General features: G+C 46.7%; 19 protein-coding genes. 9 read left to right on the plus strand and 10 right to left on the minus strand.

The features are described from left to right. The first annotated feature begins 34 nt into the window (after positions 1 to 34). Both STSP1_RS02340 and STSP1_RS02345 read left to right on the plus strand, forming a co-directional pair. On the plus strand, positions 35 to 925 hold the full coding sequence (locus tag STSP1_RS02340; protein WP_085754812.1) for a cation diffusion facilitator family transporter: 891 nt from the start codon (positions 35 to 37) through the stop codon (positions 923 to 925). Further along, the gene (locus STSP1_RS02345) at positions 918 to 1,748 is read left to right on the plus strand and encodes a TIGR02757 family protein (protein ID WP_085754813.1); all 831 of its coding nucleotides are present in this window, start codon (positions 918 to 920) and stop codon (positions 1,746 to 1,748) included. The genes STSP1_RS02340 and STSP1_RS02345 overlap by 8 nt, the downstream gene beginning before the upstream one ends. Positions 1,749 to 1,754: 6 nt before the next feature. On the opposite strand, the gene STSP1_RS02350 is transcribed toward STSP1_RS02345, so the two are convergent. Continuing rightward, a complete protein-coding gene (locus STSP1_RS02350) occupies positions 1,755 to 2,522 on the minus strand; it encodes a MipA/OmpV family protein (RefSeq protein WP_085754814.1) in 768 nt (255 codons plus the stop codon). 205 nt (positions 2,523 to 2,727) lie between these two features. Here STSP1_RS02350 and STSP1_RS02355 point away from each other — a divergent pair, with 205 nt between their 5' ends. The 7 genes from STSP1_RS02355 to STSP1_RS02385 all read left to right on the plus strand — a co-directional run bounded on the left by STSP1_RS02355 (position 2,728) and on the right by STSP1_RS02385 (position 13,856). Beyond that, positions 2,728 to 4,911, plus strand: coding sequence for a M60 family metallopeptidase (locus tag STSP1_RS02355; RefSeq protein WP_161491570.1), 2,184 nt, complete (start codon positions 2,728 to 2,730; stop codon positions 4,909 to 4,911). A gap of 87 nt (positions 4,912 to 4,998) precedes the next feature. Next, positions 4,999 to 6,627, plus strand: a complete 1,629-nt coding sequence (locus STSP1_RS02360) for an arylsulfatase (RefSeq protein ID WP_085754816.1) — start codon at positions 4,999 to 5,001, stop codon at positions 6,625 to 6,627. Positions 6,628 to 6,914: 287 nt separating this feature from the next. Next, positions 6,915 to 8,225: a DUF1015 domain-containing protein gene (locus STSP1_RS02365; RefSeq protein ID WP_085754817.1), complete on the plus strand. Its 1,311-nt coding sequence runs from the start codon at positions 6,915 to 6,917 to the stop codon at positions 8,223 to 8,225. Between the two features lie 58 nt (positions 8,226 to 8,283). Beyond that, complete coding sequence (locus tag STSP1_RS02370) at positions 8,284 to 9,375, plus strand: pyridoxal-phosphate-dependent aminotransferase family protein (RefSeq protein ID WP_085754818.1); 1,092 nt, start codon at positions 8,284 to 8,286, stop codon at positions 9,373 to 9,375. Positions 9,376 to 9,577: 202 nt separating this feature from the next. Then, complete coding sequence (locus STSP1_RS02375) at positions 9,578 to 10,672, plus strand: glycoside hydrolase family protein (RefSeq protein WP_123806956.1); 1,095 nt, start codon at positions 9,578 to 9,580, stop codon at positions 10,670 to 10,672. Between the two features lie 340 nt (positions 10,673 to 11,012). Further along, positions 11,013 to 12,563, plus strand: coding sequence for a 2-isopropylmalate synthase (locus STSP1_RS02380; protein WP_085754820.1), 1,551 nt, complete (start codon positions 11,013 to 11,015; stop codon positions 12,561 to 12,563). Positions 12,564 to 12,584: 21 nt separating this feature from the next. Then, positions 12,585 to 13,856 (plus strand): 3-isopropylmalate dehydratase large subunit, encoded by a 1,272-nt coding sequence (locus tag STSP1_RS02385; RefSeq protein WP_085754821.1) that lies wholly within the window; start codon positions 12,585 to 12,587, stop codon positions 13,854 to 13,856. A 79-nt stretch (positions 13,857 to 13,935) separates the two neighbouring features. On the opposite strand, the gene STSP1_RS02390 is transcribed toward STSP1_RS02385, so the two are convergent. The 9 genes from STSP1_RS02390 to STSP1_RS02430 all read right to left on the minus strand — a co-directional run bounded on the left by STSP1_RS02390 (position 13,936) and on the right by STSP1_RS02430 (position 22,230). Continuing rightward, positions 13,936 to 14,922: a DUF1573 domain-containing protein gene (locus STSP1_RS02390; protein ID WP_085754822.1), complete on the minus strand. Its 987-nt coding sequence runs from the start codon at positions 14,920 to 14,922 to the stop codon at positions 13,936 to 13,938. 104 nt (positions 14,923 to 15,026) lie between these two features. Continuing rightward, positions 15,027 to 15,956, minus strand: coding sequence for a quinolinate synthase NadA (gene nadA / locus STSP1_RS02395; RefSeq protein WP_085754823.1), 930 nt, complete (start codon positions 15,954 to 15,956; stop codon positions 15,027 to 15,029). A gap of 109 nt (positions 15,957 to 16,065) precedes the next feature. After that, positions 16,066 to 16,977, minus strand: coding sequence for a serine O-acetyltransferase EpsC (gene epsC / locus STSP1_RS02400; RefSeq protein ID WP_085754824.1), 912 nt, complete (start codon positions 16,975 to 16,977; stop codon positions 16,066 to 16,068). A gap of 18 nt (positions 16,978 to 16,995) precedes the next feature. Next, positions 16,996 to 17,916 carry a cysteine synthase A gene (gene cysK / locus STSP1_RS02405; RefSeq protein WP_085754825.1) on the minus strand — a complete coding sequence of 307 codons (921 nt, stop codon included), beginning with the start codon at positions 17,914 to 17,916 and terminating at the stop codon, positions 16,996 to 16,998. Next, entirely contained in the window at positions 17,909 to 18,352 is a 444-nt protein-coding gene (locus STSP1_RS02410; RefSeq protein WP_085754826.1) for an RrF2 family transcriptional regulator, read from the minus strand. Before STSP1_RS02410 ends, cysK begins: the two co-directional genes overlap by 8 nt. A 34-nt stretch (positions 18,353 to 18,386) precedes the next feature. Further along, complete coding sequence (locus STSP1_RS02415) at positions 18,387 to 19,343, minus strand: radical SAM protein (protein ID WP_085754827.1); 957 nt, start codon at positions 19,341 to 19,343, stop codon at positions 18,387 to 18,389. Continuing rightward, positions 19,333 to 20,160 carry a 3-deoxy-8-phosphooctulonate synthase gene (gene kdsA, locus STSP1_RS02420; protein WP_085754828.1) on the minus strand — a complete coding sequence of 276 codons (828 nt, stop codon included), beginning with the start codon at positions 20,158 to 20,160 and terminating at the stop codon, positions 19,333 to 19,335. Before kdsA ends, STSP1_RS02415 begins: the two co-directional genes overlap by 11 nt. Positions 20,161 to 20,402: 242 nt before the next feature. Continuing rightward, positions 20,403 to 21,443, minus strand: a complete 1,041-nt coding sequence (locus tag STSP1_RS02425; protein ID WP_085754829.1) for an SUMF1/EgtB/PvdO family nonheme iron enzyme — start codon at positions 21,441 to 21,443, stop codon at positions 20,403 to 20,405. A gap of 163 nt (positions 21,444 to 21,606) precedes the next feature. Beyond that, the gene (locus STSP1_RS02430; protein ID WP_085754830.1) at positions 21,607 to 22,230 is read right to left on the minus strand and encodes a V-type ATP synthase subunit D; all 624 of its coding nucleotides are present in this window, start codon (positions 22,228 to 22,230) and stop codon (positions 21,607 to 21,609) included. Positions 22,231 to 22,232: the final 2 nt, after the last annotated feature.

Raw genomic sequence — 22,232 nt, forward strand, 5'->3', positions numbered from 1 at the left:
TTTCCAATACTTCAAAATCGATATAATAATAGCTATGAAAGGCAAAAATGCAATTGCAGAAATATACCGCGTTACCATCTGGGGAACTGCGGGGAACCTCCTGCTTGCAGGGTGCAAAACCGCCGCAGGAATAATCGGAGGCTCCGCCGCAGTGCTCACAGACGGGCTGCATTCGCTCAGCGACCTTGCAACTGACGGGGCAGTTTTCGCAGGTGCAAAGCTCAGCGAAAAGGCTCCGGATAAGATGCACCCATACGGTCACCGCTGGTGGGAAACGCTCAGCACGCTTGCGATCTCGCTTGTATTGTTTGCAGCAGGCTTAGCGGCTGTGGTTAAGGCTTTCTCTTCCGGCAAAGTGAGCAGTTTCGAAAGCCCGGGGCTGGTTTATGCAGTAACTCTGTTTTCGATAGGCGTTAAAGAGGCCCTTTTCAGAATAACTGAGCGGGCGGGCAGGAAAACCTCAAGCTCCGCCCTCCACGCAAATGCATGGCACCACCGAAGCGATGCTATGAGCTCTATAGCTGTGCTTGGGGGACTGATTATGACAAATATGGGCATAGCTTATGCAGACAGCATAGCTGCAGGTCTTGTGGGGCTTATGATTATAATCGCCTCCTTGAAGCTTATAGGCGGGGTTTTCAGGGAATTTTCAAACACAGCAGCAGGACGAAAAACCCTCGAAACCGTAAAGAAAATCAGCCGAGAAGACCCCGAGGTAGGCCAGATACACAAGCTTCGGTCTAGAAACATAGGCAGAGAAATCTTTCTTGATTTCCATATGCTCGTTGACCCTCAGATGAGCGTACGAAAAGCCCACGAAATTACAGACCGCATTGAGAAAAAGATTTCTGAGAGTCTCACTGTGCCTGTAAATATTACCATCCACATTGAGCCTGATCTGGAGGATAAGCGAAAAGATGAATAACCCCGAGAAGCTCAGAAAAATCCTTGAAGGTCTATACCAGAAATACAATACTCCAGAATATATCAGCTCTGATCCGGTTATGTTTGTCCATCGTTACAGAAGTCGGGAAGATATGGAAATAGCTGCTTTTATCGCTTCCTCACTTGCATACGGACGTGTTGCGCAGGTGAAAAAATCTGTGGACAATCTTCTCTCAAGGATGGGCAAAAGCCCGAGAGATTTCATTGAAAGCTTCAGCAGGAAAGAGGCAGATAAGCTCTCAGGCTTCAAACACAGATTTAATACAGGCGAGGATTTTGCCTTGCTGTTCAGCGGATTCAAGGAACTTATTGCTCAATTCGCAAGCCTGGAAAACGCCTTTAACCACTGTATTGAACAAGACGATCGAAACGTTATCCCGGCTTTAACAAAATTCACTCATTTGCTTAGGGAAAGAGCAGGCAAAAAGAAATCAAGGGGGTTCAGCTATCTAATCGCAGATCCTGAATCTAAGAGCCCCTGCAAACGGCTGAATATGTTTCTTCGCTGGACAGTACGCAAAGACGGCGTTGATCCCGGGCCTTGGGAAAAAATCGGGGCTGAAAGGCTTATAATCCCGCTGGACACCCATCTAATCAGGCTGTGCAGGATCCTATGCCTTCATAAAAGCAACAATCCTACTCTGAAAACCGCAAGGGAAGTTACAGAACAATTTGCCCTTATCTGCCCTGAAGATCCCGTAAAATACGACTTTGCACTCAGCAGAATCGGTATCGTTGAAAACTGCAACGGCTCAGGCTGCACATACTGCGGGACCTGTGAGCTGAAGAGCTACTGCGGCTGAGCAGGCTTAGAAGCTGTAGCTTACGCCCATCATCGTGCTTACAGAATAATCCCTGCCAACTATCGGACTCTCGCGAACGGTATCATCTGCAAACTGAATTGATGCCGAGCCGAATACAGACCACTTCTCGTTTAATGAATACTGGGCGAAAACAGAGCCGTATGGGCTTACACTGCCAGACGGAGAATACTCCTGCCTGCCAGCCTTTGCCTCACCCTCAAGCACGCCATAGTAGTAGCGATTGTAGTTGTCGTCGTAAACATTTAACCCAAGCTTTGGGAGAACCATAAGGTTCGCCTGCCTGAAAAGCCTGCCTGCATATATATCCGCATAATAGCCCTGATGCTCTGAGAGCAGATCAGCAAACGCCGAAATTCCAAGGACATATTTGCCCGTTGTGAATTTAGCTGCAAGGCCTCCTTCAAGCGTGGAGTTGCGGTCAAGCCCCTCAAGGGCGTCGCTGTAGTATGTCTCAAAAGGCTCGCCTCGGTATTTAAATACCGCATCAAGCTGCATTTCCCTGGTTTTGGCGAAGGTATAGCCGAAGGATCGTCCGCTGATGAAAACATCGCCGAACTCGGCTGTTATCGCCGGCACCGGCTCGCCGCGGGTGTCTGTACCTTTGTAGAGGTCTCTATAAACCACGGCTCCAACGCCTACTGATACCTTTGAGTCAGACAGAAAACTCTCCCAGTCTGCCATGTCTGCGGAACGGTCTGTGGAGGCGAGGCCTGCAGAAACGGTTAGTATTAAAGCTGCAAATGTTAATCTCATAATATTCTCCCTAATTGATGTTTGAGGTTAATCTAACAGATACTATACCTGTCTGCAAGAGAAAAATGGAGATAAACAACAACTCTTGCTTAAAATCGATTCTTTGCAATGAGCCGGTGAGTGGTATAATGTGCTGAATGGATTATAATTTACCGCTGGTTTGCATCATTGATTTAAATCTAAATTTATGAATAAAGGGCGAAATATGATAAAGAAAGCGATTACAGCGTCTCTACTGCTCTCTGCAGTATGTTTAGGGGGTTATGGAGAGCTGCTCAAGCAGGATTTTGCCAAGCTCACCGAAAACGTTGAGGAGGTTGCCTCTCCCGGCGTGCCGGGGCCTGTTTGTATATTCCGTCCATACACGATTCCGCTTTGCTTAAGCGGAAATTACGGCGGGCAGAAGGTGGCAGCAGCGGCCGGACGTACAAGGGAAGGCCGGTTTGTATGCTTCGGCCACGGAGGATACCTCAACCCATCTGAGATTGAGAAGGCAGATACTTCTGTGCTGTTTGAGAACTGCGTTAAATGGCTCGCCAGCACGGAAGGCAGGGCAAAAGTTGCGGTGGTGGGGAATAAGCCGCTTTGCGAACTTTTTGAGAAATCACACTACGATGCGAGAAACCTCAACTTTTCAGATACCGAAAAAATTATGGACTCAGACCTGCTCGTTTTTGATGCGGGAAAGCTGAAGAAAGAGCAATTCGAGCTTTTGGATAAATACCTCAAACAGGGAAACGGAATTATGACCGCAATGCTGGGCTGGGGCTGGAAACAGATTCACGGCGGCAAAGACTTGAGGGAAGACTGCCCTGCCAACGAGTTCTTTTCTCAGTATGGGGTTGTATGGGCGGACGGATATCTCGAGCCGAACGAAAACGGGCATATGGCGGCAGCGGATGAACTCAAAGAGAGCCACAACAGCCTCTTGGCTTTTGAACAGATGAAAAAGCTCAAAGAGAGCGAAAATAAGCTCAAAATCCGTCAGATCGGGGAATCAATCGAACTTGCAGCTCTTTCCCTTCCGAGCGAGGAACCTGCTCTGATGCGTGAACTAAAACGTATTGCCCGCTCACGTTCGGTAATACCCTCAGGCGAAAATCCAGTAACAGCGAATGATGTGGCTTCGAGAGCTGCGATTACAGTATTCAGCCGAACACTGGAAGAAAGCAGACCAGAGCAGATTAAGCCGCACCCTTCCGCCAAAAAATTCCCGGGGGCTGTAAAAGAATCTGCCGGCAAAGTAATTCAAGAATTGGAGATTGATCTTTCTGTCCCGAGGTGGCATTCTACTGGTCTGTACGCCCCTGCCGGCGAAGTAATAGAGGCGGTTTTGCCCGCTGAGCTCACCAAGAAAGGACTGAGCCTTCGGATAGGCTCCCATAAAGACAAGCTCTGGCACAAGGATGCCTGGAAAAGATTTCCCGATATAAGCAGAAGCTTCAGTCTCAGCTCCGAGAATACAAAATGCGCCTCCGCTTTTGGCGGGCTTATCTATATAAAAGTACCGAAAGATGCTCATGGTAAATCGAAAATTATTCTGAAAGGCCCAGCTCGGGCTCCATACTTCAAGCTTGGCAAGACAAGCGGTAAGCAATGGGAAGAACTTCGCAAAAGGCCTGCTCCATGGGGCGAGCTTGAGGGTAAGAACGTTGTAATAACCGTTCCCTCAGACAGGCTCAGGAAACTGGAAAATCCTGAAGCTCTTATGAAAAAATGGGATGAGGTTCTTGATGCCTGCGCAGAGCTGAGGGGAGCTCCAATTCCAAGAAAGAGCCCGGAGAGAATCGTGCCGGACGTGCAGATAAGCGCAGGTTATATGCATTCGGGATACCCGATAATGACACAGTCCGACCAGTTCGATACGCTTGCAGATATCAACACGTTAAAAAACGGCAGCTGGGGGCTTTTCCACGAAATTGGACATAATCACCAACGAAAGGCCTGGACTTTTTCCGGGGCCGGCGAGGTTACGGTAAATATTTTCACGGTTTACGTGTTTGATAAGGTCTGCGGGATTGACCCCCTTGAGGGCAGAATGAATGCCCGCAAAAGGCAGCAGCTAAAGGATGAATTCAAAGAAAACGGCGGAACATTCGAATACTGGAAGAAAAACCCCTTCGTGGGGCTTTTATGCTATATGGAGCTTCAGGAGGAATTCGGCTGGGAGCCCTATAAAAAGGTTTTCAGGAAGTATGAAAAGATGAACCCCGAGGATCTACCGAAAAATGATTCCGAGAGGATAAACCGCTGGGTGCTTCTTTTCTCGCAAACTGTAGAAAAGAATTTAGTCCCATTCTTCCGCGGCTGGGGATGGCCGGTATCAAATAAAACTGCTGAAAAGCTCAACAGCCTTCCTGTATGGCCGGAGTTAGAGAAAACGGAATGAGAGAATGTATATTCTTCTGCCGGAAGAGGCGAGGATGTTATATGAACGCGGCAAGTAAACGTTTTAATTTTTATGAGGAATTATCAAATGAGCACCAGACGAGAATTTATGAAAAGTACAGCTGGGATTTTAGCTTCTTATGCTCTAACAGCCGCAGCTTCTGAAGCCCCAGTTAAAGACAAGCCAAATATCCTGCTGATTATGGCAGATGATATGGGTTATTCTGATGCCGAATGCTATGGAGGTGAAGTTCGCACGCCGAATTTATCTGCCCTTGCCGATAACGGCCTGCGTTTTACCCAGCACTACTCTTCCGGCCGCTGCTGGCCTTCCCGCGCTTGCCTGCTAACTGGATACTATGCACAACATATACGCCGCGACAGCCTTCCGGGCATTAAAAAAGGGAAAAGACCCTCTTGGGCACCGACAGCACCTCATTTCTTGAAGCACGGTGGGTATAAATCTTACCACAGCGGGAAGTGGCACATTGACGGAAGTCCTGAGGAAGGCGGCTTCGACCGTACTTGGGGAAACCACAATAACGGCTGCGACTGGGACAGATTTTTTGACTCAAAACAATGGCAGGAAGGCGACCTGAAAGCCCCTGTAGAGAAAGGCGAAAAGTATTATTCCACTACAGCAATTGCAGACCACGCTATCGCCTGCTTAAAACTGCACAAGAAAAATAACCCTGACAAACCATTTTTCCAGTATATGGCTTTTTATTCGCCGCACTTCCCATTGCAGGCAATCCAAAAAGACATCGAATCATATCATGGTGTTTACCGAAAAGGCTGGGATGCTATCCGCCATGAGAGATGGGAACGAATGAAGGAAATGGGGATAGTTAATTGCGGCCTATCTGAACGTGAAGCCAATATCCTCCCCCATTGGAATATGTCGGAAAAGGGTTTGAAACAAAAAATAGGTGAAGGTGAAGCGCCGTACGCAGTAGCTTGGAATAGGCTTACCGAAACGCAGAAAGAATTTCAAGCAAAGAAAATGGCTATCCACGCAGCTATGATTACTCGGATGGATATTGAGATTGGCCGCGTGGTAAGGCAGCTTAAGAAAATGGGGGTTTATGAAAACACGCTAATCCTTTTTGCAAGCGACAATGGAGCGAGCGCGGAGCAGTTCATTCGCGGAGACGGACATAACCCTGATGCCCCATTGGGGTCTGCAGAAAGCTATTTATGCCTTGGCCCCGGCTGGTCAACAGCGGCAAACACACCCTTTAGATTGCATAAACACTGGAATCATGAAGGCGGGATAAGTTCGCCTCTTATTGCTCACTGGCCGAAAGGAATCAAAGATTCAGGCGAATTAAGGCACGACCCTTCACATTTCATTGATATCCTGCCAACCTGTATGGATGCTGCAGGCTTAGAATTCCCTGATAAAACCAAAGATGGCAAAGCAGTACCAAAACGCAGCGGGAAAAGTTTGCTTGCGTCCTTCAGGGAAGATGGAGCTCTAAAGCATAAGTGTTTGTGGTGGGCACATGCCAACAATCGAGCATTTCGCAAGGGCGACTGGAAGATATCAGCCAGGCGGGCAAGCAATGGAAATACAGGGCCTTGGGAGCTTTATAACTTAAAGTTCGACAGATGTGAAATGAATAACCTTGCCTCTAAATACCCTGAGAAAGTAAATGAATTAGCCTCAAAATGGCATGAGATGGCTGAAGGCTTTAAGAGAGATTTGAACAGTTAACATAGAATCTTTCTGAGGCAGCTGTACACGAGACTTAACGCTTTTGTACAGCTGCTCAATTTTCACTAATGATTAACAGAAAAATTAATAATTTTCTGCCTTGAAGCTTGCAGGGTAATGATTATATTCTCGTCCGAGTTATTTTTACCTGCCGGCGGTGTTTACAGACTGCAAATTTTGTGATAAAATGTTACTTTTTAGAATAACTTTGGTGCAGTTTTATCTGCTCAAAGACAGTTAAAACATTTTAGTGTATTTTATTAAATCTTAATAATCAGGTTTTATATATGGAAATTAAGGCATTTAAGGCTTATCGTTTTAACCCGGAAGTTGTCGGAACGGCCGGAGACTGCATAGCTCCTCCGTACGATGTTATCAAAGACCAGCTTCAGGATGCCCTTTACAAGCTCAATGACCACAACATCGTTCGAATCATAAAGGGCAAACAGGGCGAAGAGGACAGCGAAAACAACAACGTTTACACAAGAGCACGAGACTACCTCAATTCTTGGATAGAGGAAAATGCTCTCAGGCAGGATGAAAAACCAAGCATATACGCCTACGTGCAGAGATTCGAGGCCGCAGGAGAGAAATTTGCCAGAAGCGGTTTTATTGCTCTGGGCAAGCTTGCAGATTTCGGCAAAGGTGTTCAGCCGCATGAGAAGACCCTCGACGGGCCGAAGGCAGACCGCCTCAATCTCACCCGCGCCTGCAAGGCTCAGTTCGGGCAGATTTTTATGCTTTACAACGACCCTGAGAAAGTAATAGAAAGTATCATTGATAAATGCGTACAGGGTGAACCGCTGGTAGAATTCTGCGATGAAGAAGGTGTTCAGCACAGCCTCTATTCTATCGATGCTGAGGAAGATATCGCTGCTGCAATCTCGATGATGCAGGATAAGGACCCCGTAATAGCAGACGGTCACCACAGATACGAAACCTCTCTGAATTACTACAAGGAATCCGGCAATCCTAACGCCCAGTACCGTATGATGACGTTCGTTAATATGTACAACGAAGGGCTCGTTGTTCTGCCTACTCACCGGCTTGCAGGAAGCATTGAAGGCTTCGATATCGGAAAGCTCATCACCGATCTGAGAGAGCAGTTTGAGATTGAAGAATTCGGTTTTTCAGATGAAGGCGAAAAGCAAAACGCAAAAGCAAGGATGTTCGAGGCTCTTGAGAGAGATTACCAGAGCGGCAGGAATTCCTTCGGGATATACGCAGCGGACAAGGCTTTCTATAAGATTACTCTCAAAGACATAAGCTTTATGGAAAGCTGCGCACCTGAGCTCAGCGAGGCATCAAGAAAACTTGATGTTACAATCCTGCACAGGCTTATTCTCGAGAATATTCTCGGGATCGGAGATGCCCAGCTTGCAAGCCAAGCGAATCTGGAATATATTAAGGGGATAGGAAGCGCTGCCGACGATTCTATCGAAAGAGTGGATTCAGGCGAGAAGCAGGTGGTATTCTTTATGAACCCGACACCTGTTAAGCAGGTTAGGGATGTGGCAGATGCGGGAGAGAAAATGCCGCAGAAATCCACTTTCTTCTACCCTAAAATCTATACAGGGCTTACAATAAACAAAATATAAATGCAAAAATCGCCTGCATACAGCAAGGCAGATTTGAAAGAATTAATAAGGAGTAATTATGACAGACTGGAAAAATCCTCCAAAACTTTTCATCCCGGGGCCGGTACACTCCACTCCGGAAGTCCTTGAGCAGCTCTCAAGGTACACTGTTGGCCACAGAGCCAAGGAATATTCTCAGCTCCACGGCGAAACAGTGGATATGCTGAAGAAAGTTCTCTTCACGGATCAAAACGTATTTCTTTCTACCTCCAGCGGCTCAGGCGGCTGGGAATGCTCAATGAGAAACCTCGTGGGTGAAGGCGAGAAGGTGCTCTGCTGTATGTGCGGGGCTTTCAGCGATAAATACGCATCCGTGGCGAAGGGCTGCGGGGTAGCTTACGACGAACTCAAGGTTGACTGGGGCCGGGCTACAACAGCAGAAATGATAGACAAAAAACTTGCCACAGGGGAGTATTCCGCTGTTACATTCGTTTACAACGAAACGAGTACGGGCGTAACTAACCCTGTGGAAGAAATCTCATCTATGATGAAAGAGAAGTACCCCGATGTGCTTATCTTTGTTGACTGCGTGAGCGCAATGGCCGCCCTGCCGCTTAAATTTGATGAACTCGGCTGGGACTTTGCCTTTGCTTCAGTACAGAAGGCATTTGCCATTCCGCCAGGACTTGCTGTTTTTGCGGTGAGCGACAGAGCTATGCAGAAGGCTGAAACCGTTAAAAACCGCGGCTACTACTTCGACCTTCTTCAGTTTGCTAAGACCGCCAAGAAAGACCAAACGCCTACTACCCCTGCCGTCCCGCAGATTATGGCTCTGAACTACCGCTGCCAGCTGCTTCTGGAAGAGGGAATGGAGAACGTTTGGCAAAGGCATCAGCAGATGGCCGACTTCGTGCGGGGCTGGGCAAAGGAAAACTTCGCCCTTTTCGCAGAAGATGAAAAATTTGCTTCCAACACGCTCACTACCGTTAAGAACACAAAGGGCATTGATGTGGCTGCTGTGATTGAGGCTGTGAAGGAAAAACACAACGCCGCCTTCGGTAACGGCTATGGAAAGCTCAAAGGCGAAACCTTCCGTATAGCCCACATGGGCGATATCACACTCGACGACCTCAAAGACCTGCTCAGCTGGATTGACGACGAGATAAAATAATCCCTTGGCAGAATATCATAACAGGTTGCGGGATATTATTTAGCACGCCTGAAATTGCTTACTAAGCCTCGAGAAACCCCTCGAGGCTTTTTTTAATCAGACAAACATTACGTGCGCTGAATATAATGACAGTTTTTTTTGAAAAAATCTGCCTCCGGCCAACATTAGATTAAAAAGCTTTATAAATTTGAAAAGGAGAGCTATGATGAAAAACCTAGGTTTACGAATTGTTATTATCGCTGTTTTATCAGCACCTTTCTGCGGATTTGCTTCCAAGGCAAATCTCACACAACTTCCAAAACGAAAGATATTCAAGATTGTAAGCCCCGGCAGCAGGATCGTTATTGAAAAAGGCGACCCGGGCACTGAAGACAACAAATACGGTTTTGAAGGCGGAAGAGTAGTACGAATAAACAAGGATTATCATCTCGTAACAGCTGAGAGGGCTGGAGATCCCAAAATTGTTAAGATGCGCCTCGCTCACTGGAAAAGCAGAGACGGAATCAGCTGGCAAAGAGTTTCAACGCTTTACGAATCGAGCGGAGAATTCGAAGGAAAAGATCCGCGTGCAGCGCTTTGGGGACCGATGCCGATATTCGATAAAAGCAAGAACCGGTGGTATCTGGTTTATGTGGCATACAGGGCGAAACCCAACGACGAAACAGGCTGGTACCTGAATCACGAGGGTAAAATATGGCTTGCTGAATCCCAGCAGAAAGGAAGAAACGGAATCGACGGGCCATACAAGGATCTGGGAATAATTCTTCAGCCGGATGAGAATTCAGGGCCTTGGGAAGGGCTTCAGGGCACCGATTCATTCTTTCCTTATAAAATCGACGATACGTGGTACGGTTTTTACGGCAGCGCTCAAACTCAGGCAGACAGGAATATGGACTATCCGAAATGGTGCGTAGGGCTTGCCAAGGCAGAGAGCCTCCAAGGGCCATGGGAACGTATGAGCGAGCGAAACCCGATAAAGCTTGATCCGCAATTTGCTGAGAATCCTGTTGTAACACGGCTCAAGGACGGTCGCTGGGTTGCAATGGTTGACGGCGGAGGCGGCGGATTTAAATATTCTGTATCTGACGACGGTCTGCACTGGTCAAGAGCTGTGAGAGTGCCGCTGGAGAGGCACGGAAGGAGATGGTGGAGCGCTATGAGAACCCCGCTCTGCCTCATCCCCGAAGGTGAGGGGATATACACAGTTTTCCATACCGCCTACACCAAAAGTGAATTCGCTAACGTTGGTATGGCAAAGCTGAAGCTAATCGAGGAAGAGGTGATTCATGTTGAGTGAATTTCTGATTTAAAGTAAAACGAAAAGCGGGCAGAGCAGAATTTTTTGCCCGTTTTTTATTTTAAGCGGTGAAAACTCTGCTAAAAATTTGTTTTTCGTTTGAAATTCAATTTACTGCTGCTAAAATATTCGGTGTTATGAGAAGTTTATCAAACACAGCTATCACAAATGCTTTTTCTGCTGACACCCTCAGCAGCCTTCTCCTACTGCGCCTGTAGGGCGCTTACTTTTTAATCAAACATACCACAAACAGACCTTTAATTTTCTCAATAAGTTTTAATCTATTATAATAGACTTACTGTATCATAATATCTAAACGCTTGAAAAAACAGGTAGTAAAATGAAAGACAAAATTTACATATTCGACACAACACTTCGCGACGGCGAGCAGGCCCCGGGGGCAGCTATGGGAATTCAGGATAAGCTTCAAGTGGCTCATCAGCTTGAGGCTCTGAAGATTGATATAATAGAAGCAGGGTTTCCCGTTTCTTCGCAGGCACAGTTCGAGGCCACTGAAATGATCTCCCGTGAGCTCAATTATCCCACGATAGCTGGCCTTGCAAGGGCGAGCAAGTCTGATATAGACAAAGCTGGCGAAGCGCTCAAAGCTGCAAACAGAAAAAGGATTCACACGTTCATAGCTACCTCCCCGATACATATGGAATACAAGCTCGGAAAAACGCCGGATGAGGTGCTGAAAATGGCTGTTGAAGCGGTCTCGCACGCCAAAACCGCTGCTGATGAAGTAGAGTTTTCTCCAGAAGACGGCTGCCGGAGCGACATGGATTTTCTCGTGGAAATAGTGCAGGCGGTAATCGAAGCGGGCGCTACGACAGTTAATATCCCCGATACAGTGGGATACGTGCTGCCGGAGGAATACGGGAAAATAATCGCAACGCTCAGGGAGAGAGTGCCCAATATAGATAATGCGGTGCTCAGCACGCATTGCCATAACGACCTCGGAATGGCGGCAGCGAACAGCCTTGCAGGCGTAAAAAATGGTGCAAGGCAGGTGGAATGCACAATTAACGGCATCGGAGAGAGGGCAGGAAACGCTGCTATGGAAGAGATTGTGCTGGCGGTTAAAACTCGCAGCGACTTTTTCGAGGGCATAGAGACAGACATCAAAACCACAGAAATCGCCAAGGCAAGCAAACTGGTAAGCAGGCTCACAGGGTTTGCTGTGGCTCCGAACAAGGCAATCGTAGGCTCGAACGCATTTGCCCACGAAAGCGGGATACACGTTCACGGAATACTCAAAAACCGCGAGACATACGAAATTATGACCCCCGAAACAATCGGGCTTGAAGGGAATCGTATGGTTCTGGGCAGGCACAGCGGAAAAGCAGGCTTCAAGAAGAGATGCGAGGAAATGGGATACAAGCTCTCAGAGGATGAGCTCAAGACAGCATTCGATAAGTTTTGCCAGCTTGCTGACAAGAAGAAGGAAGTGTTCGATGAAGATATCGCTGCAATCATCAGCGATGATATCAGAAAAGAAGAACAGATATTCAAACTCGACCATCTTCAGGTTGCATCTGGGTCGAGTTCCAGTACAATACCGACTGCTAGCGTCAGGATAATCCATGAAGGCAAATCACTTGTGGCGGCGGCGCACGGGGACGGACCAGTAGATGCGGCCTATCAGGCAGTTCGAATGGCAACAGAGATAAGTCCAGAGCTTGAGAGCTATTCAATACGTGCTGTAACCGGCGGGAAAGATGCCCTCGGCGAGGCTACCGTTGAGATTCTTGATGACAGCGGCAAACGAATTATCGGCCGCGGGGCATCAACGGATATTATTGAAGCAAGCGCTAAGGCCTATGTGGATGCTATAAACCGTCTTGTTCGCAGGCAGAAAATAACTGAAATGAAAGAAAGTTCGATTTAACCCTAACATCAGGAAAAGATTATGAAGCATGGTATGACAATCACCGAAAAGATATTAGCAAGAGGTGCGCATAAAGACGCTGTTAAAGCGGGCGATATAATAAATGCCGATATCGATGTAGCTATGTGCCATGATGTAACCACCCCTCCGGCTATCAGAATGCTGGAGGAAAAAGGCATCACGGGCGTATTCGACAAAGAGAAAATCGTGGTTACGCCGGACCACTTCCAGCCTGCTAAGGATATAAAAAGCGCAGAGCTCTTAAAAAGGCTCGATACATGGGCAAAACGCAACGATATAACGCACTACTACCCGGTGGGCAAAGCGGGAGTATGCCATGCGCTCCTCCCTGAGAAAGGGCATATCCGTCCGGGCGAGATTATCGTAGGTGGAGATTCGCATACCTGCACATATGGGGCGTTCGGTGCATTCAGTGCCGGCATCGGCTCCACCGACCTTGCAGCTGTCCTTGCAGCGGGCGAGCTCTGGTTCAAGGTGCCTGAGAGCATCAAGTTTGTAATGAACGGCGAGCTCGGCGAATGCGTTTACAGCAAAGATATGATAATCGCAATAATCACACGAATCGGCACAGACGGTGCTCTCTACAAGGCGATGGAATTTACCGGCAGCACGATTGAATCCCTGAGCATGGAAGCAAGGATGACAATCACCAATATGGCTATTGAGGCCGGCGGGAAAAGCGGAATTATTGCCGTTGATGATACTACACGAGAATATCTCGACAGGGTTTTGCCTGAGGGCAAAAAGGACTATCAGGTTTTCGAATCAGACGCAGATGCGGAGTATTCGAATGTGGAGGAATTCAACTGCTCCGAGCTTGAACCGATGGTGGCTATGCCGAATCTGCCGAGCAACGGCGAAACTGTGAGCGGACAGGAAGGAATTCCAATGGATCAGGCATATATAGGAAGCTGCACAAACGGGCGAATTGAAGACCTTCGCCTCGCAGCAAAATTCCTCAAAGGCAAGAAGGTGAAGAGCAGAACAATCGTTGTCCCCGCTACCCCCTCAATCTGGAAACAGGCGAATGATGAAGGTCTGCTGGATATCTTCTACGAAGCTGAATGCGTTGTAGCCGCTCCAACTTGCGGGGCGTGTCTTGGCGGATTTATGGGAATCCTCGCTGAAGGCGAAAAATGCATCAGCACCACAAACCGCAATTTCGTGGGCAGAATGGGGCATCCAAAGAGCGAGGTTTATCTGGCAAGCCCTGCAACAGCAGCAGCAAGCGCAGTAGAAGGCAAACTCACCGACCCTAGAAAACACCTCTAAAAACTTTAATTACCAACGTTTAAAAGCCGCAGACCTTCAATTCTGCGGCTTTTTTGATTTGCAAAATGTATAAGAAAATTTACCTCTTGAACCACCCGCTGCACTTTACATCCAGCGTGTGTTCATCGTTGATTTTCAGTTCCAGCTCATCGGTAAAGTATCTCGAACCGCCCTTCTCCTCGGGCGCTTCAATCTCCACCATAAGCTTAGTCATGGCATCTCTTTTCTGCTTTGTCTTGCAGGACATATATCCGTTTTTGCTTTGCGATTCTGCAATCTCTACGCTCTTGCCGTAGTTGCTCTTTATCCAGACTTCTCTTTTGGTTATAAGACCGGGCGCAGCGTCCTGCACTATTATTCTTGCAGGCGAGGCTGAATAGAGCGGGAGGGTTTGAAAAGTAGCTGAAACCACACCACAGTCCGGATGGTCTGTGTTGATAGTTATTACGCCGTTTAAGCTGTCCTGCAAAGCCTTTGAATCCACATCAGCAGTTATCATATGCTCCTTTGAAGCATCCTTGCTGTAGTTGAAATTAAAGGCTTTGTTTCTGCATTTGATGCCCGTTATTTTGAATTTTTTGCCGTCTTTACTGGTAACCTTTATATACTCAAAACCGGCATTATCCTCTACGAGCGAAAGCTCCACGCGTTTGGGCTGAACGCTTATCTTCAGAACCGTGTTGGACTTTATCTTTAATGCAAAACGAGGATTAGATTCATCATTTGAATGGATGTAAAGGTGCTTGGTAACAGGGCCTTCTCTCTGTGAAGATGTGTAGCGAACCTTTATCTCGCCTTCCTCGCCAGGGGCGTATTCCTTTTTGTTCAGTTCAGGAACAGTGCAGCCGCAAGTGCTTTGAACACGGTTGATCTTCAGTGTTGATGTCCCTGCGTTTTTGAATTTATAGCTGAAATTAAAAACCTGATGCGGGCGAACCTCGCCAAAATCTTTAACCGGTTTTTCAACTTTTATCTTGGCCTCCCCTGCTTGCGCTGAATGCGCTGCGGGTAAAGCTGTAAAAACAAAAGCCGAAACCAAAGCAAAAAATCTTATATTTTGTAACATCTTACACTCCGAAAATTATTTTTTTGAAACATAAAAAACTTCTTAGTTTTAATTTACTATTATTAATTCATCCCAAAAAGCAAAGTCTGCTCATAAGCCAATGTTCATCTTTTGCCCGTGCTTTTGCTGGCCTCAGGCAAGACAGACAGCATCCGCTCAAGAGCCTTCCGGGCTTTTGCCGCAGTTTGCTCAGGCACCCTCACTTCAAACTGCTCATTCTCAAGGCTGCGAAGAACTGCCGGGAGGGTGATTTTCTTCATATCAAAACAAATCCTGGGGCTTGCCTGAATAAACTCTTTATCAGGGCATTTCTCTGAAAGGGCATAAATTATCCCCGGCTCTGTTGCCACTATAAACTGCTCGGCTGAGCTGTTTGAAGCGTACTGAATCATCTGTGCGGTGCTTAAAAGCTTATCCGAAAGCTCACGGGTATCTTGCGGGCATTCCGGATGCGCCATTACCACCGCCTCGGGATACTGCTTTTTGCGGTCTTTTATTATTTCACTTGTCATATCCTCGTGAGGAGGGCAGTATCCGTTCCAAGTGATGATATTGCGGCCAGTCTGCTCTCGTACATAAGCCCCGAGATTCCTGTCCGGCACAAAAAGGATCTCTTTATCTTCCGGGAGATTGCCAACCAGCTCAACAGCATTGCCGCTTGTGCAGCAATAGTCGCTCAGGGCTTTAACCTCGGCGCTGCTGTTTACATAACAGACTGTAAGAGAATTCGGATGCTGTTTTTGGAATTCCTCGAGCTGAGAGGCTGTAACCATATCTGCCATAGGGCAGCCCGCTGAAGGGTCTGGTATTAAAACTTTCTTATCAGGCGAAAGGATACTTGCCGTTTCGGCCATAAAATGCACGCCGCAGAAAAGTATAATGTCCGCTTTAGTATCCGCTGCCTTGCGGCTCAAGCCTAAAGAATCCCCGCTGAAATCAGCTAAATCCTGGACTTCAGGCTGAACGTAGTTATGCGCTAATATAACGGCATTTTTTTCTTGCCGGAGTTTGTTTATCTTATCTGCTATATTCATAATCTATGATGTTAATACTTCAATAAAAGCAAAATGTTTTGCTGTACCTGCTGGAAATTTTATCCTTTCAAAGGACGGTATCAACGAAAAATTAAACGTCTTTGAAAATTCAGGGCTTCTTATTCTTTCGTTTTCCCCTTATCACCAGCTCCGGATTAACGCTCATTACCGTTTGCCCAGGCTCCACAGATTCCTTGACCCACGTATTACCAGCTATCACAGAGCCCTCTCCGATCACTACATCACCGAGTATTGTGGCCTCTGCATAGATTGTAACGTTATCTTCGATTGTGGGATGGCGTTTGCCCCCCTTTATGATATTGCCTTCGCTGTCTTTCTTGAAGCTTAGAGCACCAAGGGTAACGCCCTGATAAATCTTTACGTGCTCTCCAATTACAGCCGTTTCGCCGATTACAACGCCGGTGCCGTGGTCTATGAAGAAATAATTTCCTATATCTGCTCCCGGATGAATGTCTATTCCGGTAACCTGATGGGCGTTTTCGCTCATAATCCTCGGAATAAGCGGCACACCAGCCTTATAAAATTCGTGAGCCACCCTGTGTACAGCTATGCAGCGAAGCCCCGGATAGCTGATCACTATTTCCTCTTTTGTCTGGGCTGCCGGATCGCCCTCATAGGCAGCTTCGATATCCGTTTTCAACACTTCCCGTATCGAGGGAATTTTTTCGATAAAATCATCAACTGCCTTTTTCGATGCACTCACGCACTGCTGGCATATATCCTCAGGCTCATGCGGGCACTGATACTTCAAAGCGAGCAGTGTCTGGCGAGAGAGCTTTTCTTTAATCGAGCAGAGCAGGCCGCCAATTACGTATTCAATGTTATCGCTGCGTATGCTGTATCTGCCTGAATATCCCGGGAACAATACTTCAAGAATATCCGCAAGACATAATTCGATTTCTCTTCTGTGCGGAAGATTCTTGTTTTCGCAGAAGTTCACCGCCCTGTTATCTAGGCAGGAATCTACGATTTTTTTTACCATTTCAGAAGTATTGCCCATTATGATTCTCCTGCTTTGTTATGAGAAAAGCTCTGTTGATATATATCTTTCGCCGGTATCGCAAAGGATAGTTACTATATTTTTGCCCTTGGCCTCAGGCTCCTGAGCAACCTGCATTGATGCAAAGACATTAGCACCTGCACTTATGCCCACTAAAATTCCTTCTTTCTTCGCAAGAAGCTTAGCGGTTTCAACTGCCTGCTGCTCATTTACTTTCACAACCCTGTCTATTACAGAGCGGTTCAATACATCCGGGACAAAACCTGCACCAATTCCCTGAATTCGGTGAGGTCCTGGCTTGCCGCCCGAAAGCACAGGAGAGCCTTCCGGCTCTACAGCAACAGAAATCATTTCCTTGTTCTTTTCTTTCAGATACTCACTGCAGCCTGTTATTGTTCCGCCGGTTCCTACGCCCGCGACAAAATAATCGATGCCCTCGCCAAGATCACGCTCGATTTCCAGAGCAGTAGTCTCGCGATGGGCTTTGGGATTTGCGGGGTTGTTAAATTGCTGAGGTATAAAACTTGGTTTGTGTTCTTCTGCGAGCTCTTCAGCCCTTTGAACAGCACCCTTCATTCCAGCCGAGGCCTCTGTAAGCACAATCTCTGCCCCGAGCATATGCAAAAGTTTACGCCTTTCAATGCTCATTGATTCGGGCATTGTGAGCATAAGGCGGTATCCTCTGGAGGCGCAGATAAATGCAAGCCCAATACCTGTATTCCCGCTGGTGGGCTCTATAATCACAGTTTCAGGGGTGATTTTGCCGCTCTTCTCAGCCTCATTTATCATATAAAGGGCTATTCTGTCTTTAACGCTGCCGCAGGGATTGAAAAATTCGCATTTGCCGAAGATGCGGCCGTTAAAATCGCCGAGTCCTTTCAATTCAACAAGAGGAGTATTCCCTATGGTTTCTGTAATATTTTCCCGATATTCAGCCATTTGCTTTCTCGCTTTCAGCATTTCTCAATTCCAAAGTTTTTTCTGCAAGGGTTTTGAGGTCATGCTTTTTTAATTCATCAGCAATCATATCTGACATATACTGCGAAATATCTTTAACTGCGCATCGTTCGCAGTCTCCGCATATATTCATACCAGACATACATTCAACAGGTTCGATAGGTCCTTCAATAACGCGAATAATATCGTAAAGAGTAATTTGATCGGGAGATTTAGTGAGGTAGTATCCGCCTTTTGCCCCCCTGATACTCTGGACAAGATCAGCTGATTTCATCTGAGTTAGGAGCTGTTCGAGATATTTCAAAGAAATATTTTCGTTTTCAGCTATGATTTTTATCTGAACAGGCCCTTTCTGCCATCTTAAGGCAAGCTCAATAGCCGCTCGAATACCATATCTGCTTTTTGCAGTCAATTTCATTAATGTCTCCTTCCTAATTGATTCTATTACCTAATTACTTTGAGCTTTTCAGCTTATAGAAAACCTCACCATTGTATTCAAAAGATTCAAGCATCTCCCGCTTCTCAAGATTTTCAACAACAGGCTCTAAGAGAGACAAATCCGTACCAAGCCCTTCAGAGATGTCAATCTTTCTGCAAGCCCTTCTTTTGAGAAGCTCTGTAACCTGATTTTCAATACCCTCGGCATTAGAGCTTGTTTGGGCTGGTTCATAATGAATTATTCCCTCGGGGCCTATGCCCATAATTTGGGCTGTCTGAATAAGCTCTTTTTCACTCAGAGCCCTGAGAGAAGGATCTACCCCTGGGCGTACTACTGTATTAAGCTGTATTCTGTCAGGTTTTATTTTGTTCACAAGATTTTTGAGCTTTTCAAGACTCTCTAAAGAGGCATTAATACCCTTGATCAGGAAAACCTCCAGCCAGTATTGAGCTGAAAATTCGTCTCGGAACTGCTGAAGACCGTAAACCAGCTTATCGAATGTAATTTTCTCGTGAGGTCTGTTTATTGTCTTAAAAGACTCCTCATCAAAGCCGTCGAGCGATGGCATAACCAAATCAGCCTGGCGGAGTCTGCTGCGCACCTCAGGCTTCCAAAGCATTGTTCCGTTTGTGATTACGGCGATCTTTTTGCCTGTCTTATCTTTGAGCTTTTGAATTATGTATCCTATGTCTTTGTGGAGTGTCGGCTCGCCGGAGCCGCTGAATGTTACATAATCAACTCTAACCCCAGATTCCAGCCGCCTGCAAACCTCATCAATCACCTTCTCGGGCTCGGCATAGGTTTTTATCTCAATTACCGGCTTCTCGTCCATACAAAGCTGGCAGTATATGCAATTTTGCGTACAGGTTTTCAGCGGCAGTATATCCACGCCGAGGCTTGAACCAAGCCTTCTTGAGTTTACCGGGCCGAAAACGTACTTGAATTTTTCGTGTTTTTGCTCACTCATCATTCTGCCTGACTATTTTGAAAATTTCCCGGCACCTTTTGATGGTCTTCTCAAAATCGTTCATCCTCATCATACATGCAGAATCACAAAGAGCATCTTCGGGGTTTGGGTGTATCTCAAAGAACATTCCGTCTGCGCCTGCGGCTGCAGCAGAGGCAGCAAGAACTGGGGCGCTCTCCCTTGCACCTGCGCTTGACGTGCCCAAACCTCCTGGCTGCTGGGTGCTGTGGGTGGCATCAAATATCACAGGGCAGCCGAGATTTTTCATCTCGCCTATGGCTGTCATATCATTTACGAGGCGGTTGTAACCGAAAAATGTGCCTCTTTCGCAGAGGAGAACCTTCTCGCAGCCCGATTCTCTGAGCTTGCAGACAACATTTTTCATTTCCCAAGGGCTCAAAAACTGCCCCTTCTTAACATTGACTGCCGCCCCTGTTTCAGCTGCTGCTGCGAGCAGGTCTGTCTGCCTGCATAAGAATGCGGGTATCTGGAGGCAGTCTGCAACTTCGCTAACCGTGGCGGCCTGCGATGGCAGGTGGATGTCAGTAACTACAGGAAGCTGAAACTCCTGCTTAACCTCCTGAAGAATCCTAAGGCCTTCATCTATGCCCGGGCCTCTGAAGCTGTTTATGCTTGAACGGTTTGCCTTATCGAAGCTGGCCTTGAAAACTATCCCTGTCTTGAGTCTATCGGAGAGTTCTCTAAGAAATTCAGCAACTTCAAAACACAAATCCCTGCTTTCGATAACACAGGGGCCAGCGAAAACGAATAAATCCTCCTGAGAACCGATGCGGATGCCGTCTATGCTGAAACTGCTCACTTATATCCTTTCCGAAAACGGAACAATATCGCAAAAAAAAAGACATCCAGCCTTAAAGCCTTCTGTCAATTAAAACAATTTTCAAATTACTGTATTGAGATTTATGTTACACAAAAAAAAGGGCAATACAAGAAAAATTCAATCAAAGATATTCGTGAATATTATAAATCCGAGATTTCAATCATCTTAATGCCTTTGCTTGGCTAAAAGAAATGAACACATTGAATCTGGTGCGGCATATTTTATTTCGGTATAAACGCACGGAACCCGCAATTGAAATGGGTAGGCAGAGGGGAACTTGATAAACTTTCTGAAACCTTGCAGTTCTGGGCCGAATCGCACCAGCTTCCGCCTTTCAGTACTCGTGAGCCTTCACTGCTAGTCGAATCCGTCCATTCCCAAACGTTTCCTGCCATATCGCAAAGGCTGTATCCGTATTCACCGAATTGGCCTACGGGGGTTGTGTGCGGGAAGCTGGGAAGGCCTTGGGGATTGTTTAAATCGTAATTAGCTTTTGAGCTGTCTATGTTTAGTCCGCAGCCGTAGTGGAATGATGCGTTGTAATCTGCCGCTGCCTGCCACTGGGCTTCACTGGGAAGCACATAGCTGTAAAAATCGCAGAATGCCTTCGCTCCAAACCAGCTCACCTCAACCACAGGATGACTGTTCATATCATATCCGCTGCGGGATTCTACGTGAAAATAGCCGTCTGAGAAAGAGATCTGGGCGTGCGGATCATCTATATCATAGTAAAGCTGGCCGTTATACTCACCTCGAACGCCGTAAATCCCGTCTTTTCGCACTTCTATTTTTCGGGCATCAAGGGCATCGCTTAGAAATTTGCAGTATTGGGCGTTGGTGGTTTCGTATTTGCTCATATAGCCAACTAATTCAGCTTCATCAATATACACCCAAGACATACCGCTGAATCCATCCTGAGTAAATGATACCGTTAGATTCACACCAGAGCCGTAAGGGACACTCTCTCCCGCTGCCGGATACTGACTTATAACCGTATCTTGAGGGAATGAAAGGCTGTGCTGCTGGGTAAGCGATCCCACGGAAAGGCCGGCAGAAAATATCGCTTCCTCAGCCTCGACTTCGCTCAAACCCCAAACAGAAGGAACTTCTACATCAGAGGTTTCGAGCCAGTGCTGCGCGAAATAGGACAAATCGGACAGATCAATAATCTCGTTGCCGTCGTGGTCTAAGGCTGTGTCCCACTGCCCTAAGGAGGCAGCAGAAAGGAAAACTGCAAACAGAAACGCCGATGCGTATTTCATATTCAGTATCTCCAGTAAAGTAGTAAAAAGCTTGCTCTATACTGAAAATACAGCAATCAATGCTTTTTTTCAAAAAAACTGAAAAAAGCTGAATTGTTCCTGCAAATTTGAAGATATTAAGCCGCAGGCAAAAACCACTCATTCTGAAAACCTTGCAAAAGACCTATTGATCACCCCTGATGATATCAGCGATAATCATAAGTCTGCTGGTATTGTCTCGTTCGTTTTCACTCAGCCTTGATGCTATATACTTGATTGTGTCTTTGGTCTCAGGGATAACCACGTGTTCAAGAACGTTCACTCTCCGCCTTGTCTTCTGGAGATCTGTAGCGAGCAGGTATGCCTGTTTTTCCTTCTCGGCAAGCTCAATAATCATATCAAAGACCTTCTCAAGTGAATACAAAGCGGCATCCAGCTCAGGGCTTGTTTTTGCATATCCATAGCATATGACATCCCCCTCAAGCTTCTTCTCAAGAGAAGGAACTCTAACATTCATTATGCTGGCAAACTGCACAGCAAGGTTGAATTTTTTCACAGGAACTTCCAGAGCCGCTGCCACATCTTCAGGCTCCATGGAAGCTCTTGCGAGCATAAACCGCCTTGAAGTATTGTTCAGGGCCTTTTCCACTTCTTTTCGAAGCGGAGCGATCCCGCGTGAAATCTGCACAAGCTGCCTTGAAAGCTCATCACGCTTTTGACTTAAAAGCTTATGGCCTCTTTCTGCAAGCTCAACCTTCCTTCGAAGCCTGAGCATCTCCATTCTTGTAGCACTGACATTTGCCTGCATTT

Origin of the sequence: Sedimentisphaera salicampi (assembly GCF_002117005.1) — a bacterium.
Lineage (GTDB): Bacteria > Planctomycetota > Phycisphaerae > Sedimentisphaerales > Sedimentisphaeraceae > Sedimentisphaera > Sedimentisphaera salicampi.

Excerpts from the sequence above, each read along its gene's own strand:
- STSP1_RS02390 (WP_085754822.1), bottom strand. The coding sequence starts at position 14,922 with ATGTTACAAAATATAAGATTTTTTGCTTTGGTTTCGGCTTTTGTTTTT.
- STSP1_RS02410 (WP_085754826.1), bottom strand. The coding sequence starts at position 18,352 with ATGAAATTGACTGCAAAAAGCAGATATGGTATTCGAGCGGCTATTGAG.
- STSP1_RS02360 (WP_085754816.1), top strand. The coding sequence starts at position 4,999 with ATGAGCACCAGACGAGAATTTATGAAAAGTACAGCTGGGATTTTAGCT.
- STSP1_RS02340 (WP_085754812.1), top strand. The coding sequence starts at position 35 with ATGAAAGGCAAAAATGCAATTGCAGAAATATACCGCGTTACCATCTGG.
- nadA (WP_085754823.1), bottom strand. The coding sequence starts at position 15,956 with ATGAATATAGCAGATAAGATAAACAAACTCCGGCAAGAAAAAAATGCC.
- STSP1_RS02425 (WP_085754829.1), bottom strand. The coding sequence starts at position 21,443 with ATGAAATACGCATCGGCGTTTCTGTTTGCAGTTTTCCTTTCTGCTGCC.
- STSP1_RS02370 (WP_085754818.1), top strand. The coding sequence starts at position 8,284 with ATGACAGACTGGAAAAATCCTCCAAAACTTTTCATCCCGGGGCCGGTA.
- STSP1_RS02385 (WP_085754821.1), top strand. The coding sequence starts at position 12,585 with ATGAAGCATGGTATGACAATCACCGAAAAGATATTAGCAAGAGGTGCG.
- STSP1_RS02355 (WP_161491570.1), top strand. The coding sequence starts at position 2,728 with ATGATAAAGAAAGCGATTACAGCGTCTCTACTGCTCTCTGCAGTATGT.
- STSP1_RS02375 (WP_123806956.1), top strand. The coding sequence starts at position 9,578 with ATGATGAAAAACCTAGGTTTACGAATTGTTATTATCGCTGTTTTATCA.
- epsC (WP_085754824.1), bottom strand. The coding sequence starts at position 16,977 with ATGGGCAATACTTCTGAAATGGTAAAAAAAATCGTAGATTCCTGCCTA.
- STSP1_RS02380 (WP_085754820.1), top strand. The coding sequence starts at position 11,013 with ATGAAAGACAAAATTTACATATTCGACACAACACTTCGCGACGGCGAG.
- STSP1_RS02365 (WP_085754817.1), top strand. The coding sequence starts at position 6,915 with ATGGAAATTAAGGCATTTAAGGCTTATCGTTTTAACCCGGAAGTTGTC.
- STSP1_RS02350 (WP_085754814.1), bottom strand. The coding sequence starts at position 2,522 with ATGAGATTAACATTTGCAGCTTTAATACTAACCGTTTCTGCAGGCCTC.
- STSP1_RS02345 (WP_085754813.1), top strand. The coding sequence starts at position 918 with ATGAATAACCCCGAGAAGCTCAGAAAAATCCTTGAAGGTCTATACCAG.
- STSP1_RS02415 (WP_085754827.1), bottom strand. The coding sequence starts at position 19,343 with ATGATGAGTGAGCAAAAACACGAAAAATTCAAGTACGTTTTCGGCCCG.
- cysK (WP_085754825.1), bottom strand. The coding sequence starts at position 17,916 with ATGGCTGAATATCGGGAAAATATTACAGAAACCATAGGGAATACTCCT.
- STSP1_RS02430 (WP_085754830.1), bottom strand. The coding sequence starts at position 22,230 with ATGCAGGCAAATGTCAGTGCTACAAGAATGGAGATGCTCAGGCTTCGA.